Genomic DNA, 13,544 nt, shown 5'->3' on the forward strand with positions numbered 1-13,544 from the left:
GAATTTGACGAAATAATTGAACAAATATGGCTCAAATTAATTGAAAATCAGAAATTAGTAAGATTATATATTCGACATTTCGAAATTATAATTGATACTTTCACTTAGGGAATCGATCAAAAATATTGATTCTTCTATTTTTACTGAAATAGGGATTTTTCTTTTCAATCTTATTATTCCTTAATTAGATATATTCGAAATTTTCATCTCAAATACACATGAGGAAATGCCGTCTCCAAAAACACTTCCATGATCGGATATTTTCGACTCACCAACGGGAAAATCGAACCAAACCCAGCGCGTCTGAATATCTGCACCGTTCACACCCGCGCCAGATTCAGTCCGTAGCACGTGATGCAAACGCCATTTTGGACCAGGGCCCGGGACCTCTTGACCCCCGAACCCCTGTCGAAACCAGGTCCCAAATGGTGAAGGCTTGAAGCGGCTCAAAATGAGCTGCAGGCCGGATTGATCGACACCCAAGCTAGAGCATTTGATTAGGCAGGCCTATTACTCCGCCGCTTGCAGCGGGGCGAAGGAGCTTTCGGCGATGTCGGTCAGTTCCGCAAAAACACCCGGCGCACCGGTCACCACACGGGTGCCATGATAAAGGGCGTGGGCAACGTCCTGCTCTTGCACTTGGCCGCCCGCTTCCTGGATGAGCAACATGCCGGCCAGGCAATCCCAGGCGTTCATGTGAGATTCGATATAGCCGATCAGGCGCCCGGCACCGGTATAGGCCAGCATCAGGCCGCCAGAGGCATTGCGGAAGAAAACACCGCCTTTAGAGACCAACGCTCCAACCGCGTTGACTGCATCGGTCACGGATGTGCGGCCATTGAAGCCGACGCCGACGGAGCCGACGGACACGCTTTCGCTATTCGATACCTTGATCGGCTTGCCGTTCAAAAAGGCACCGCCGCCTGCCAACGCTGAGAATGTCTCCCCGGCGACCGGATCGTGGATCACTCCGAGAAGGGTCTGGCCTTGCTGAACACATGCGATGATGACGCACCATTGCGGTATGCCGGTGACGAAGTTCGCCGTGCCGTCGATCGGATCAATCACCCAGGTGAACCCGCTCTCGCCTTCTTCCATGCCATGTTCTTCGCCCAGGATCCCGTCGTCCGGATAGGCTTCAGACAGCGCGTCGCGAATGAGTGTCTCAACGTTCTGGTCCGCTTCGCTTACAAGGTCCTGATGACCCTTTTGCGTGATCGTCAGGGTGTCGAGCTTTCTGAAATAATCCAGCGCGACAAGTCCGGCCTTTTGTGCAAGCGCTTCGGTAAAAGCAAGCCGATCGGATGACATGGAAGATCTCCTTGAAAATCAATTTATCTGAACAAAAGGGTCCCGGTAGACCACCGGGACCTAAGACAAGGCTGCGCAGCAGCTGCTATTGGATTTTGCGCTTTTTCTTCGGCGCATAGGGATTGTCGCCCTTGCGGTAAGACAACCGGATCGGCGTGCCCTGGATATCGAATTTCTCACGCAGGGAATTGATCAGATATCGGGTGTAGCTTTCCGGCAGCTGCTCCGGACGGGAACTGAACGCCACGAAGTGCGGCGGCCGGGTTTTCGGCTGCGTCATGTAGCGGATGCGAACGCGCCGGCCTGCAACGGCGGGCGGTGGATGCGACGTGGTTGCCCGTTCCAGCCACCGGTTCAGCCCAGCTGTCGACACCCGTGCATTCCAGGCATCATAGGCGGCAAAAACACCTTCAACCAACCGGTCAATGCCCTGCCCCTGAATACCGGACAAGGTCACAATGCGGACGCCGCGGATCTGATTGAAATACCGTTCGTTGGCGTCCCGGATCTTTTTCCAGGCCTCTTCCCGGTCTTCGATCAAATCCCATTTGTTGACGGCAATCACCAAGGCTCGGCCTTCGCGGGCCACAAGATCGATAATCTGCAGATCCTGCTTTTCAAACGACATCGTCGCATCAAGGGTGACAACAACAACCTCGGCAAACTTGATGGCCCGCAGGGCGTCGGCGACGGAGAGCTTTTCCAGCTTCTCCTGAACACGCGCTTTCTTGCGGATCCCGGCCGTATCGAACAGCTTGATGTGCCGGTCGTGCCAGGTCCAGTCGACGGAGATGGAATCCCGCGTGATACCGGCCTCCGGACCGGTCAACATGCGATCTTCCCCCAGCATCCGGTTGATCAACGTGGACTTGCCGGCATTCGGACGGCCAACGATGGCAACGCGCAGAGGCCGCTCTTTCGTGCCAACCGGATCTTCATCGTCGACAATCTCACCGTCCTCGTCGACATCGACGTTGGTGACGGCTTCCTCGCGCTTTGCGTCCTCTTCCTCACTCACCCGGTCAACATGCGGTTTCAGCGCATCGTAGAGATCAGCCAGGCCTTCGCCATGCTCGGCAGAGATCGCGATCGGCTCACCAAGCCCAAGCGAGAAGGATTCGTAGAGCCCACTCTCCCCAGCCCGGCCCTCGGCCTTGTTGGCCAGAAGAATTACGGGACGGGTTGTCTTGCGCGCAACATCTGCAAAGTGTGCGTCGAGCGGCGTAACCCCGGCGCGCGCATCAATGACAAACAGCACGGCATCAGCGGTTTCAATCGCTTCTTCGGTCTGACGGCGCATACGGCCTTCCAGGGACGCCTTGTCGGCGTCTTCAAGACCCGCAGTGTCAATGATCGTAAAGCGCAGGTCGCCAAGGCGGGCTTCGCCCGGACGGCGGTCACGGGTCACACCCGGTGTGTCATCCACGAGCGCCAAGCGTTTTCCGACAAGACGGTTGAACAATGTGGACTTGCCGACATTCGGCCGTCCAACGATGGCGACGGTAGCGCCCACGGCATTCACTCCTAAGAGGCGGATCAACCAAAGGATCCCGCCCTTGAACAAACTCAAAGCACCTCATCCTTGCCCGGCAGGCAACGATAAGGTGCTCAGATACTATAGCTTGACCAGTTTTGAAACGTTGAGGCCCAACTAGAGCCTCAGCGCCCAATGATCAGTTAAACGCGGCAACGCCATCCCGGCCGGTCAGGACAACCACCCGGCCACCGGCGGCAATCGGCGTCACGAAGACATCGGTGTTGGTGCGCTGTGTTGTCATGATATTGCCTGAGGCGGCATCGACCATGGCGATCTGGCCATCACTGGAAAAGGCGACAAGAGCGCCATTGGCCAGGATCGGACCGGCCCAATTGCGGCGGCGCTTTTTCTTTTGCGGCTTCGGCAGTTGCGTCGCCCACATGGTTTCACCGCTTGAGCGGTCAAGCGCGACCATGCGGTCGTCAAGATCCACCATGAACACCGCGTTTCCGGAGACGACCGGCGTATGAACGCTGCCAAGGTTTTGATCCCACTGACGCTGTCCGGTGCGCACATCAACAGCCACTGTGCGCCCGGCAACGCCGGTCGCGACAACTGTGTTGCCGGAGACAACCGGGCTTGCAGAAACATCTGCGAGACCAGACAGAGCCAGTGTCCGGAAGCCGCGGGAGACACCATCAATCCAATCCGGCTCACCGGACTTGATGTTGATGGCCATGATTTCACCAGACGAGAACGGCACAATCACCCGGTTGCCAGAGATGGCAGGGTTTGCTGCAGACAGAACACCGGCAGTCTCTTCGATCCCTGCAAATGTCCAGGCCACAGAGCCGTCTTCCTTGGAAAACGCATAGACTTCGTTGGACTGGTTCACGACAAAGACGTGACCGCCACCGGCTGCCGGGGCACCACGCGCCGGAGTGTCCATTTCCGCGGTCCAGATGACCCGTCCGGAACCCGCTTCAAGGGCCGCCACTTGGCGGTAACCGGTCGCAGCATAAACAACGCCGCCGTCAACTACCACACCGCCGCCCGGACCAACGTCGCGTTCGCCTTCGGGGCGCAGGTTTTGCGTCCACTGGCGGCCACCGGCGGTGGACAGCGCGACGACTTCACCGTTCGGCTTATAGACATAGATGCGGCTACCATCGCTCACCGGGCGGGAGGATACCCGCAAGGCTGACGACGTCAGGCCGCGGCCGGAACTGCCCACATTGGCCTGCCAGGCACGGCTGCCGGAAACAGATACAGCCACGTTGCCGGGATCGTTGGCGGGACCACCGCCAGCACTCGTCCAGGTCTGACCGCCGGTCGCAGCGCCAATGCTCGCCGCCTTGCCAAGAGCTTGGGCAGCCGGGTCGACACCATCAAATACAGCCTGCCGTTCGCCCGGCAAGATCTCTTCCTTGCTGAACGGATTGAGCGAGCTGCCGAACTCACTGACTGATCCGCAACCGGCCAGAAAGACCGACAGTGCCAGCGTGCCAACCAATGGCCGGACAGATACGTTTTTCAAAAAACAGATCACTGTGCAGTGCCCTCTTCAGCCGGTGTCCCGGTCTGTCCCCGGATCAGTCCGCCCAGGAGTGTCACGCGCTGACGAATGTCTTGAGGCGTTTCGGCGTCATCGTCCAATGCCGTGATCCAGGTAAGCGCCGTCTCGGCATCGCCATTTTTCCAGGCGCTCAGAGCTAGCAGTTCACGAGCAGCTGCACGGAAGGCATCCGTATCGCCGGTTAGGCTCTCAATCCGGTCTGCAATCGCATCATATGGTTCGCTGTCGACTGCGATATAGGCCGCGCGGAGAGCTGCCACATTCTGCAAAGCCGGTGCCAAGCTCGAATCCCGTGACAGAGCATCGAACTCCGCCAGGGCGGCGGCTGCGTCACCGGCACTCGCCTTGTCGGTTGCCTGGCGCATCTGTGCGAGCGCCGGATATCCGCCAATGGAAGATCCAAGTTCGGTATAAAGCTGCGCGGCTTCCGAGTATTGACCAGCCTCCGACAAGCTGATGGCCTCAAGGAATGTGTCACCCGCTGACTGAGACTGTGTGTCTTGCCAGTAGAGCCAGCCCCGGTAACCACCGGTGCCAACCACGATCAAGACAGCGACCGCGATCACCCAAGACCCGAAACGGTCCCAGAGACGGCGGTACTTCTCATGGCGGATGTCCTCATCGACCTCACGAAAAATATCAGACATACGTGGCTAGTTCCTGAATTTACTCTGCTGCGCCGGTCCGGAAATCCGGATTGGCTCCCCATCAAGGGGCGCACATTATCCATTTGATCTGGCTCGGGCAATTCCCCGACCGGGCTTTAAACCGCCCTTCATGGCGCAAGTGGGGCAAGTGCCCGATTTTCGTTGTTTTTGTCCCAGTCCCGGTGCGATTTACACGCCGCAGCGGGTCTTATGCAACCGGCACACCGATTAAAAGCACGTGCAGTTTGAAGGCAAACAGCACATAGAGACCTAGACCAACGAGAATCACGATGATGTCGGAGAACTTGCCGGGCTCTTTTGTCATCACTGCACCACCGCCAAGGCCGCGCCGTTTCAGTGAAATACGGTCTGCCACTGCCCAGACAAGAAAGCTGCCGAACAACAAAACAGACGCCAGATCGCCATTGGTGAGAAGGTGAGAGAACGCCCACAATTTCACGGCAACCAGCATCGGGTGTTTCAGGGCCTTTTTGATCCGGCACGGAACATAGGCAGCCACAAGGAAGATGAAGACCGGAACCATGAACAGCATGGTGACGTGACGTAGCCAGAATGGCGGGTCATAAATGATCGCGGGGCCTTCGGCGCGGGCAGCACCGTAACCGTAAATGATCAGGACAAAGCCGATGGCGGAGACCACAGCAAACAGGCCCTTGTAGCCAAGAACACCGAACTTTTCTTCCAATGCCGACCGCTTGTCAGCGAACATAGGCAGGCTGTGTATTCCCAAAAACAGAATCAATCCGGCAATCAGCAAAAGCATGCCCGCTCTCCCTCAAGGCATTGGCCACCACTTGACGCATCAGCGCCTCTTCAAAGCCGGACAATAAGAGCGGCATCAAGGGCCTGCAACCGGAATTGCCATTGTTTTATCGCGAATTTTATCAGCGCAGCAGGGCGTCGGCCTGGTCCGGACTAAGCGGTTCCGGCCGTGTTGGCATTTCGCTGATCTTTACGTGCTGGCCGGTTGATGCTGCGGTCTGGATAGCCTCGATAACATCAACAGCATGAAGAGCGCGCTCCATCGAGCAGCGAAAGTCCGTTCCAAGACGCACTGCATTGACCATGTCCGCCAAACCAGCAGACCGGTAGTTGGCCCGCTCGCGGCCATGGATCTTGAAATTGGGCCGGCCGAACGGGTGGTTGTCCTGGTTCAGAACCTCACGTGTTCCGTCCTTTAAAACCCGTATTACGTCACCGCCAAAAAACAAGGGATCCGGCAAAAAGAGCGTTCCCTCGGATCCATAAATTTCCATGGCGGAATGCGCATGGGCCTGGACGTCCCAACTTGCGGAAAACGCGACCAATGGACCGTCCTTCACTGACAAGGCAGCGTGGATTGTTGTCGGTGTTTCGACATTGAAAACTTCGCCTTTACGCGGCCCCTGGCCAATCGTCCGGGTTATGCTGGGCGTGCTGGACATCGCCGCCACTTGCTCGACCGGCCCGAGCAAATTGAGGACACTGGAAATAAAATAAGGGCCGAAATCGGCCATTGGCCCAATGCCGGATTTGTAGAAGATTTCGGGATCCGGGTGCCAAGCTTCCATTCCATGGTTCATTGCATGAAGCGTGGCACCGGTGACTTCTCCGATCAGACCCTCCGAAACGGCCTTGCGGGCCGTTTGCGGTGCTCCGCCCAAAAACGTATCGGGCGCACAACCCACAAACAGTCCGAGCTTTTCGGCCAGTTGCCGAACCGCGGCACCTTCTGTGGAGGTTCGCGCAAACGGCTTTTCGGAATAAACATGTTTGCCGTTGTTGAGTATCTCCCGACTCATCATGGCATGCGCATCGGGCGCTGTCAGATTGACGATTACGGAGATATCATCTGCCTGGAACAGGTTATGAACCGTTTCGGCGCGAATATCGAACTCTTCGGCCCGGATAAGTGCTACTTCCCTATTAAGGTCCGCACAGGCGCGCAACTGCAGGCCCATGAACTTCGGAATAAGTTCAAAATAGATCCTCGAAGTGTTGCCGCACCCCAGGATCCCGATACCCAGCTCTTCCGACATCGTGGGCGTCTCCGGTGCTTACTTTTGTAGTCTTGCGGTTCAAGTAGACACCGAAGATGCAGCAGCCAGCAAGACAGGCAAAAACAACGAGGGTTTAGCATCCCAAATCCGTCTCACGGTCGCAACAATTCTTAGCAACGCCAAATGGTCTCCAGTGATCTCAGCCAATTGCCACAAGGTATGAAATCGAGGGTTCCCTGATCCGTAAACTCTCGGCTGTCGTAGGCAGTTCAAATCCAAAATCGGAGAACACCACATGTCGAACAGCGCTGATGCAGCACCGCGGATTGTTGTCTCACATGATGAAGTGCCGCTCACTGTTTTTCTACTCACAGCAGCAGGGTTTCTACCATTCGGAGCACTGTCATTTGCCGCAGTGTTGCTCCCCGTAGAGGCCCATCCGTGGATCTTGCCCGCCCAACACGCTTATGCAGCGGTGATCCTGTCTTTTCTGGGCGGGATTTATTGGGGCTGGGAATTTGCCATGACGTTTGTGCAGTCGCGCCCGGTGTCGCCAATACGGCTGGTGATTGGCGTCTTGCCATCCATCTTTGGCTGGCTCGCATTGTTCTTGAGCGGCATGTGGACCGCGCTGACGCTTACCGCCTGTTTTCTTGCATGGCTCGGATATGATCTCTGGCGAACACAGTCACATTCTGCACCGCGCTGGTATCCGAAACTGCGCATTCCGGTCACTGTTGCCGTGGTTGTCTCGCTGATTGCGCCGGTTCTGGCAGGTTAAACTTGTTGAGACGCTGAACACACCTTGCAGAGCCCGCGCAGTTCGATGGTCGTGCGCGACAGTTTAAACTCCTGCTCCTTCGTCCACTTGAGCAAGTCTTCAATCGCGCGATCCGGAGAAAACTCCTGAACGTTGCCGCACGTCTCGCAGATCGCAAACGCTGCGGTCTTGTGATCTGCACAACCTTTGTGGCGGCAGGCAACAAAGGCGTTCAGGCTTTCAAGGCGATGCACCAGACCGTAGTCGACCAGCTTGTCCAACGCCCGGTAGACCTGAAGCGGCGCGCGAAACCCCTGCTCACGCAAGTCGTCGAGAAGGGCATAGGCCGTCAAAGGACCGCTGGCGTCAGATAGTTTACCGAACACCAGCGCCTGGTTTTTAGTCAGATCCGGATGGGCATGCGCCATGTCCTAAATCCCTCCTCGGTTTTCAGCGGTCAGTTTTTTGATCAACCTTCGAACCGGAAGAAGGCTGAGCACAAAAAGAAGCATGGCAGCGACCACAATCGACGGTCCTGATGGCGTATCGTAGTAAAGAGAACTGTAGAGCCCGGCTACAACCGCCACGATCCCAGCCAGACTTGCAAAGACCGCCATTTGCTCCGGTGATGCTGAAAGGCGCCGAACGGCGGCCGCCGGTATTATCAACAGCGCTGTGATAAGGAGCGCTCCGACTACCTTCAACGCGATTGCGATGACTATGGCAGTTAGCAGCATGAACACCAGCTCTGCGAAATCAGGACGCAACCCTTCCGCGCCTGCAAGATCGGAACTGACAGTCGCCGCAAACAGGCTTCGCCATATCCAAATCAGGCCCGCTAAAACGATGGCTCCCCCACCATAAATGATAGCGATATCAAGACGAGTGACGGAGAGAATATCGCCGAACAAGATCCCTTGGAGGTCGAAATTCACCCACGTCATGAACGCCATGCAGACCAAACCAATGGCCAACGCTGAATGTGATAGGAGCCCAAGCAGAGCATCTGATGGCAGATTTCCTCTTTGGCGAAGAGCCAACAGCAACATGGACAAAACAACGGAAGCAGCAGCAACGGCAAGCGTTGTATTCACATCCAGCAAAAACGCCAAAGCGACACCTAATAGCGCCGCATGTGCCAACGTATCCCCAAAATAAGCCATACGCCGCCAGACCACAAAACACCCCAAGGGGCCAGCGACCAAGGCCACGCCAATGCCTGCGATCAACGCCCGCGTGAAGAAATCATCAAGCATCAGCTATACCGCCCGCGACCCGTTTATGAGCGGCTGTTTCGTGCGAAGGCTGGCCCCCGGATATCCCGTGAGCCTCATGCATGTGGTCATGCTCTCCAGGGCAATGGTCGCAGACCGTGCCATCTGAATGGCGCACACGGCCGTCGGGCAAATGAACATGATCATGATCATGTTCGTAGACTGCCAACGCGCCACCGGCCCGGGTGCCGAACAACTGCTGATAACTCTCGTCCCTGCTGACATCGGATGGTGTGCCGCGGCAGCACACGTGACCATTCAAGCACACCACTTGGTCCGCTGCCGCCATGACCACGTGCAGGTCGTGTGAAATCATCAAGATGCCGCATCCGACCGTATTCCGGATCTCCGAAATTAGGCTGTAAATCGCAATCTCGCCGGCATAATCGACGCCTTGTACCGGTTCATCCAGAACAAGGAGATCCGGCGACCGCGCGATAGCGCGCGCCAACATCACTCTTTGAAGTTCGCCCCCAGACAGCGTGCGCATTTCCTCGCCAACCAATCGGGCCGCACCGGTACGCTCAAGCGCGGCCATGCATTCAGCATCGGACAAAGGATTGGTGAGCCGCATGAACCTTTTGACATTCAGCGGCAGCGTCCAGTCTATCGACAGTTTCTGTGGAACATACCCAACAGAGAGACCGTTGCGCCGAACAGCAGAGCCTTCTGTTGGCTTATGGATCCCCAACGCCATTTTCGCCGTCGTCGACTTTCCGGAACCGTTCGGACCTATGAGGGTGACGATTTCACCGGCTGAGACGGTCAAATCGACACCGCGCACAAGCCAGCTTCCGCTCTTTTGGATCCCGGCCCGGGTCAACTGCACCAGATTGTCGGCTGCTTCGCTCATTCAACTCGCCTTTTGGGGATTCTTTGCCCCAGAGTGTTATATTATTACGTAAGTACTGTTTCATGTCTCCGGTTGCAAGCTGCTGCTGCGCTGTTAACACTTCCCTGCAAACTATCCGCTTACAAACAAGCATTGAATTTCACATCAGGAATCGGCTCGATGATTTATCCCTGCATTTTGTCTGGTGGTATTGGATCCCGCCTTTGGCCGCTGTCCCGCAAAGACCGCCCGAAGCAGTTTTTGCCAATATTCGGCGGCGAGAGCCTGTTCCAAAAGACCTGCAAGCGAGTCTCGGGCGAAGGATTTTCCAATCCGATCGTAATCGGCGGCGATAGCCATCGCTTCCTAATGGGCGAACAGCTTGCCGAGATCGACACTGCAGCCACAACGATCCTGCTGGAGCCGGTGGGCCGGAACACCGCCCCGCCTGCCCTCATGGCCGCGTTGCTGGCGTATGAAGAGGATCCGAATGCCCTGATCCTGCTTCTTCCGTCAGACCACCTGATAGGCAAGGAAGATGTGTTCATGACGGCAGTTCACCACGCGCGGGACGCTGCCCTGTCGGGAAAAATCGTCACATTCGGCATCACGCCGACCGAACCCAACACAGGATACGGATATATCAAACTGGAGCCGGGCAGCGACCCGGTTCGCGGCGTTGCAGCTTTTGTTGAAAAGCCGGACCTTGAGCGGGCAAAAGCCTTTCTGGCCGATGGTGCCCATGTCTGGAATGCCGGGATTTTTCTCTATTCAGCGAAGACGATGATTGAGGCCTTCAAGACTTACCAACACGGCCTGTCAGAGGCGATTACCGCGCTGATGGCCACACGCCATGGTGATCTGGACTTCACCCGCCTCGATGAGGACGGTTTTGCAGCGCTTGAAAACATTTCAATCGACTATGCGATCATGGAGAAGGCAGACAACGTTGTCTGTGCGCCGATGGCTCCGGATTGGGATGATCTCGGTTCCTGGTCAGCGATCTGGGGTGTGCTTGATAAGGACGGCAGCGGAAACTCGGCGATCGGCGATGCCCGATTCCTCGACTGCAAGGAATGCCTTGCCTATGCCGACCAACGGCTGGTGTCCGTCATCGGCCTGGAAGATGTCATGGTGATTGCGACCACAGACAGTGTGCTTGTTGCCCACAAGGACAAGGCGCAGGATGTAAAGAAAGTGGTCGAACAGCTGGAATCGGAGGGCCGCAGCGAAACCGAACGGCATCCGCGGACCTACCGGCCATGGGGCTACACAGAGCGGATCAACGCAGGCGACCGGTTTGCCGTTCAGTCCATGATGATTAAACCAGGAAAGCGCCTTAGCCTTCAAAGCCATTTGCATCGCGCCGAGCATTGGGTCGTCGTCTCCGGGACGCTGGAGATCACCATCAATGGTCAGGTGAGCCTTCTAACGGAGAATCAGTCCGCATATGTCCCGCTCGGTGCGCAGCATACTCTGCACAATCCAGGTCGCATTCCTGTCCGAATGATCGAGGTGCAATCCGGAACCTATCTTCAGGAAGACGATATCGTTCGTCATTCCTGAAGAAGCGGCGGTCCCCCACCCATTGGGTGTTAGAGGTCTTTCAGCTTGGCACTGACTTCGCGAAGCGTAAGCTTGTCTGCGGACTGCGGCGCGACTGAACGGCTGCTGAACCCTGCTATACGTTCCGCCGCATCCTTCAGGTTGTAGTCGACGCGCTCCAGAACCATGCTCGGCATGCGCAGAGCTGCTGTGTAAACCGCGATCGCCTCATTTGCAGAAGCCTCCAGATCGATTTCAGCTACCGCTTCATAGACCGTTTCAGCCAAACGGCCCAGCTCTTCAGCATCTTCAACCACCGGCTTTATTAAGCTCACCGTTCGATCCGGATTCAGGCCGACCCAAATCGCCCCAAAGATAAAAACAAATGCAAAAGCAAGTATATGAAAATTTCTCAGGAAGTATCCCACCGCAACCCCCACGATTAGTTAACAAAATGTTAACTCGCTTTTTTTGGTAACTGTGGGTGCAACAAAACTCAAGATGGCTGCCTGTTTGCTCGCTGGAATTTTGCCTCATATGGTTAACGGCCGGGCGATCCCGAACACAAACAAAGACGCAATTTAGAGGCGAGCTCTCACCTTAACTTGCTGATCGATAAAGTTTTACAGGAAGAATTACCGCAGTTTTCCGGAGTATCCCCTTACAACGCGGCAGAAGTTCAAGGAGATACACATGTTCAACAGGAGCGGCGAAATGAGACTTTCGTCACTGGGTTTGCTGCTCATATTGGCAGCATGCGTCATGACCCTGTTTATTCAGCCAAGCCCGTAATATCAGGTCGACCCGCAAACCGTCGGCGCTTTTTTCGGCCGATCTGAATAGCAGTCAATGTGACCCATCCGTAGGTGGGTCAATCGGAGACGGAGCTCTATTTTTCAAGCCTATCGAACCTCACGGCGGTGCGCTCGCGCCGTATCTGCCTTTACCGGGATCGGCTCAAGTCTCGGCTCAAACATCGCCGGCAATTTCGAACCCGGTCCGCCTTTTGTTTGATCAGCCCCAAGGAGCATGATCGCGGAGCCGACAACAACCGACACCAGTGTAATGACCAGTCCAGCGACGAGCATAAGTATCGGCACCAAAGGGCTGTCATCGCCTCTAATCAGAACTGTCAGGTTGCCGATGTTCGAATAAAAAATGCCGCCAACGACCAGCCCGGAAATCCCGACACCTGCCAAACTGTTTACGACCAAGAGCCGGAAAAACGGATCTTTTGGCAAAAACCGTTTTGCGATTGCATCTACTTTCACGGTCATTTCAGAAGCCCTTTGTCTCTCGACGCCTTTGTAGAAGCTTAGGGCCCGACCCGATGAGCGCAACCTGTCAAATCCGCGCAGTAATTCTGTGTCGTACAAGTTCCATTAAGGATCCGCTTTCTTTTTCGAGGCGTACACCTTGCGAAATGCCGGTTTGATATATATTAGTTCGATATATCGATCCGGCATATGACAGTTTTGCGAATGCCGCGAGCAAAGCAACTCGCGGATTTGCTGTTGGCGGCATCGACAGATGCTGAAGGAGCCAATCATGAGCGTGCGCGGTTTGTGCCTAGCCATCCTGTCCGGTGGGGACGCCACCGGATACGAAATACGCAAAGAATCGACAGAAGGCCGGTTCAGCTATTTCGACGACGCCAGCTTTGGCTCCATCTACCCTGCCCTTGCGCGCCTGGAAGCGGAAGGCATGGTGACCGTGCGCGAAGAACCGCAAGCTGGAAAACCATCCCGCAAGGTCTATTCCATAACGCAGGCAGGGCGGGACGAGTTCATTCGGTCCTTGTGCGAACCCCAAGCGCCGGACACCTTCAAGTCACCCTTCCTCTTGATTGCCTTGAATGCTGCCAAACTTCCGCCGGATGTCCTGCGCCGCGCCCTTGAACGCCGTAAGGCGCAGGTTCACGAAGAGCTCCGCTTGTTAAGCGGAATTGATGATGAGAACGGATGCACACATGCAGGCTCCGATTGGACCCGCGATTACGGGATTGCCTGCATGAATTTCACACTGCGCTACCTCGAAGACCACGGGGAAGCCCTTATTAAGATCGCCGAAGACGCAGCTGCCCCCTCCCAGGCCGCTGCCGAGTAAGCCCGATTTGGAGACC

14 protein-coding genes are annotated in these 13,544 nt (G+C 56.0%); 3 read left to right on the forward strand and 11 right to left on the reverse strand.

From position 1 onward, the window contains the following. Positions 1 to 510: 510 nt before the first annotated feature. The 6 genes from ACQY4Z_RS02310 to ACQY4Z_RS02335 form a co-directional block, all read right to left on the reverse strand. Positions 511 to 1,311, reverse strand: coding sequence for an inositol monophosphatase family protein (locus tag ACQY4Z_RS02310; RefSeq protein ID WP_428526314.1), 801 nt, complete (start codon positions 1,309 to 1,311; stop codon positions 511 to 513). Positions 1,312 to 1,396: 85 nt separating this feature from the next. Beyond that, on the reverse strand, positions 1,397 to 2,824 hold the full coding sequence (gene der / locus ACQY4Z_RS02315) for a ribosome biogenesis GTPase Der (protein ID WP_209173605.1): 1,428 nt from the start codon (positions 2,822 to 2,824) through the stop codon (positions 1,397 to 1,399). A 160-nt stretch (positions 2,825 to 2,984) separates the two neighbouring features. Then, positions 2,985 to 4,325, reverse strand: a complete 1,341-nt coding sequence (locus tag ACQY4Z_RS02320; RefSeq protein ID WP_428526316.1) for a PQQ-binding-like beta-propeller repeat protein — start codon at positions 4,323 to 4,325, stop codon at positions 2,985 to 2,987. Positions 4,326 to 4,333: 8 nt separating this feature from the next. Beyond that, entirely contained in the window at positions 4,334 to 5,011 is a 678-nt protein-coding gene (locus ACQY4Z_RS02325) for a tetratricopeptide repeat protein (protein ID WP_428526318.1), read from the reverse strand. Between the two features lie 208 nt (positions 5,012 to 5,219). Further along, a complete protein-coding gene (locus ACQY4Z_RS02330) occupies positions 5,220 to 5,795 on the reverse strand; it encodes an NnrU family protein (RefSeq protein WP_428526320.1) in 576 nt (191 codons plus the stop codon). Positions 5,796 to 5,916: 121 nt separating this feature from the next. Further along, positions 5,917 to 7,050, reverse strand: coding sequence for a Gfo/Idh/MocA family protein (locus ACQY4Z_RS02335; RefSeq protein WP_428526322.1), 1,134 nt, complete (start codon positions 7,048 to 7,050; stop codon positions 5,917 to 5,919). A 256-nt stretch (positions 7,051 to 7,306) separates the two neighbouring features. Here ACQY4Z_RS02335 and ACQY4Z_RS02340 point away from each other — a divergent pair, with 256 nt between their 5' ends. After that, positions 7,307 to 7,792, forward strand: a complete 486-nt coding sequence (locus tag ACQY4Z_RS02340) for a DUF3429 domain-containing protein (protein WP_428526324.1) — start codon at positions 7,307 to 7,309, stop codon at positions 7,790 to 7,792. On the opposite strand, the gene ACQY4Z_RS02345 is transcribed toward ACQY4Z_RS02340, so the two are convergent. Genes ACQY4Z_RS02345 through ACQY4Z_RS02355 form a run of 3 tightly spaced genes read right to left on the reverse strand, consistent with a single transcriptional unit; the run spans position 7,789 to position 9,898 of the window. Beyond that, the gene (locus tag ACQY4Z_RS02345) at positions 7,789 to 8,199 is read right to left on the reverse strand and encodes a Fur family transcriptional regulator (RefSeq protein ID WP_428526326.1); all 411 of its coding nucleotides are present in this window, start codon (positions 8,197 to 8,199) and stop codon (positions 7,789 to 7,791) included. The genes ACQY4Z_RS02340 and ACQY4Z_RS02345 overlap by 4 nt on opposite strands. A gap of 3 nt (positions 8,200 to 8,202) precedes the next feature. After that, positions 8,203 to 9,027 carry a metal ABC transporter permease gene (locus tag ACQY4Z_RS02350; protein ID WP_428526328.1) on the reverse strand — a complete coding sequence of 275 codons (825 nt, stop codon included), beginning with the start codon at positions 9,025 to 9,027 and terminating at the stop codon, positions 8,203 to 8,205. Continuing rightward, positions 9,020 to 9,898: an ATP-binding cassette domain-containing protein gene (locus tag ACQY4Z_RS02355; protein ID WP_428526330.1), complete on the reverse strand. Its 879-nt coding sequence runs from the start codon at positions 9,896 to 9,898 to the stop codon at positions 9,020 to 9,022. The genes ACQY4Z_RS02350 and ACQY4Z_RS02355 overlap by 8 nt, the downstream gene beginning before the upstream one ends. 159 nt (positions 9,899 to 10,057) lie before the next feature. On the opposite strand from ACQY4Z_RS02355, the gene ACQY4Z_RS02360 reads away from it, so the two are divergent. Next, the gene (locus ACQY4Z_RS02360; protein ID WP_428526332.1) at positions 10,058 to 11,443 is read left to right on the forward strand and encodes a mannose-1-phosphate guanylyltransferase/mannose-6-phosphate isomerase; all 1,386 of its coding nucleotides are present in this window, start codon (positions 10,058 to 10,060) and stop codon (positions 11,441 to 11,443) included. Positions 11,444 to 11,472: 29 nt separating this feature from the next. On the opposite strand, the gene ACQY4Z_RS02365 is transcribed toward ACQY4Z_RS02360, so the two are convergent. Beyond that, entirely contained in the window at positions 11,473 to 11,757 is a 285-nt protein-coding gene (locus ACQY4Z_RS02365; protein WP_428526334.1) for a hypothetical protein, read from the reverse strand. 567 nt (positions 11,758 to 12,324) lie between these two features. Beyond that, complete coding sequence (locus ACQY4Z_RS02370; RefSeq protein ID WP_409691255.1) at positions 12,325 to 12,699, reverse strand: hypothetical protein; 375 nt, start codon at positions 12,697 to 12,699, stop codon at positions 12,325 to 12,327. Between the two features lie 271 nt (positions 12,700 to 12,970). Here ACQY4Z_RS02370 and ACQY4Z_RS02375 point away from each other — a divergent pair, with 271 nt between their 5' ends. Then, a complete protein-coding gene (locus ACQY4Z_RS02375; RefSeq protein ID WP_166672746.1) occupies positions 12,971 to 13,528 on the forward strand; it encodes a PadR family transcriptional regulator in 558 nt (185 codons plus the stop codon). The last annotated feature ends 16 nt before the right edge of the window (positions 13,529 to 13,544 follow it).

This window comes from Roseibium sp. (genome assembly GCF_965276855.1).
In the GTDB taxonomy this organism is placed as follows: domain Bacteria; phylum Pseudomonadota; class Alphaproteobacteria; order Rhizobiales; family Stappiaceae; genus Roseibium.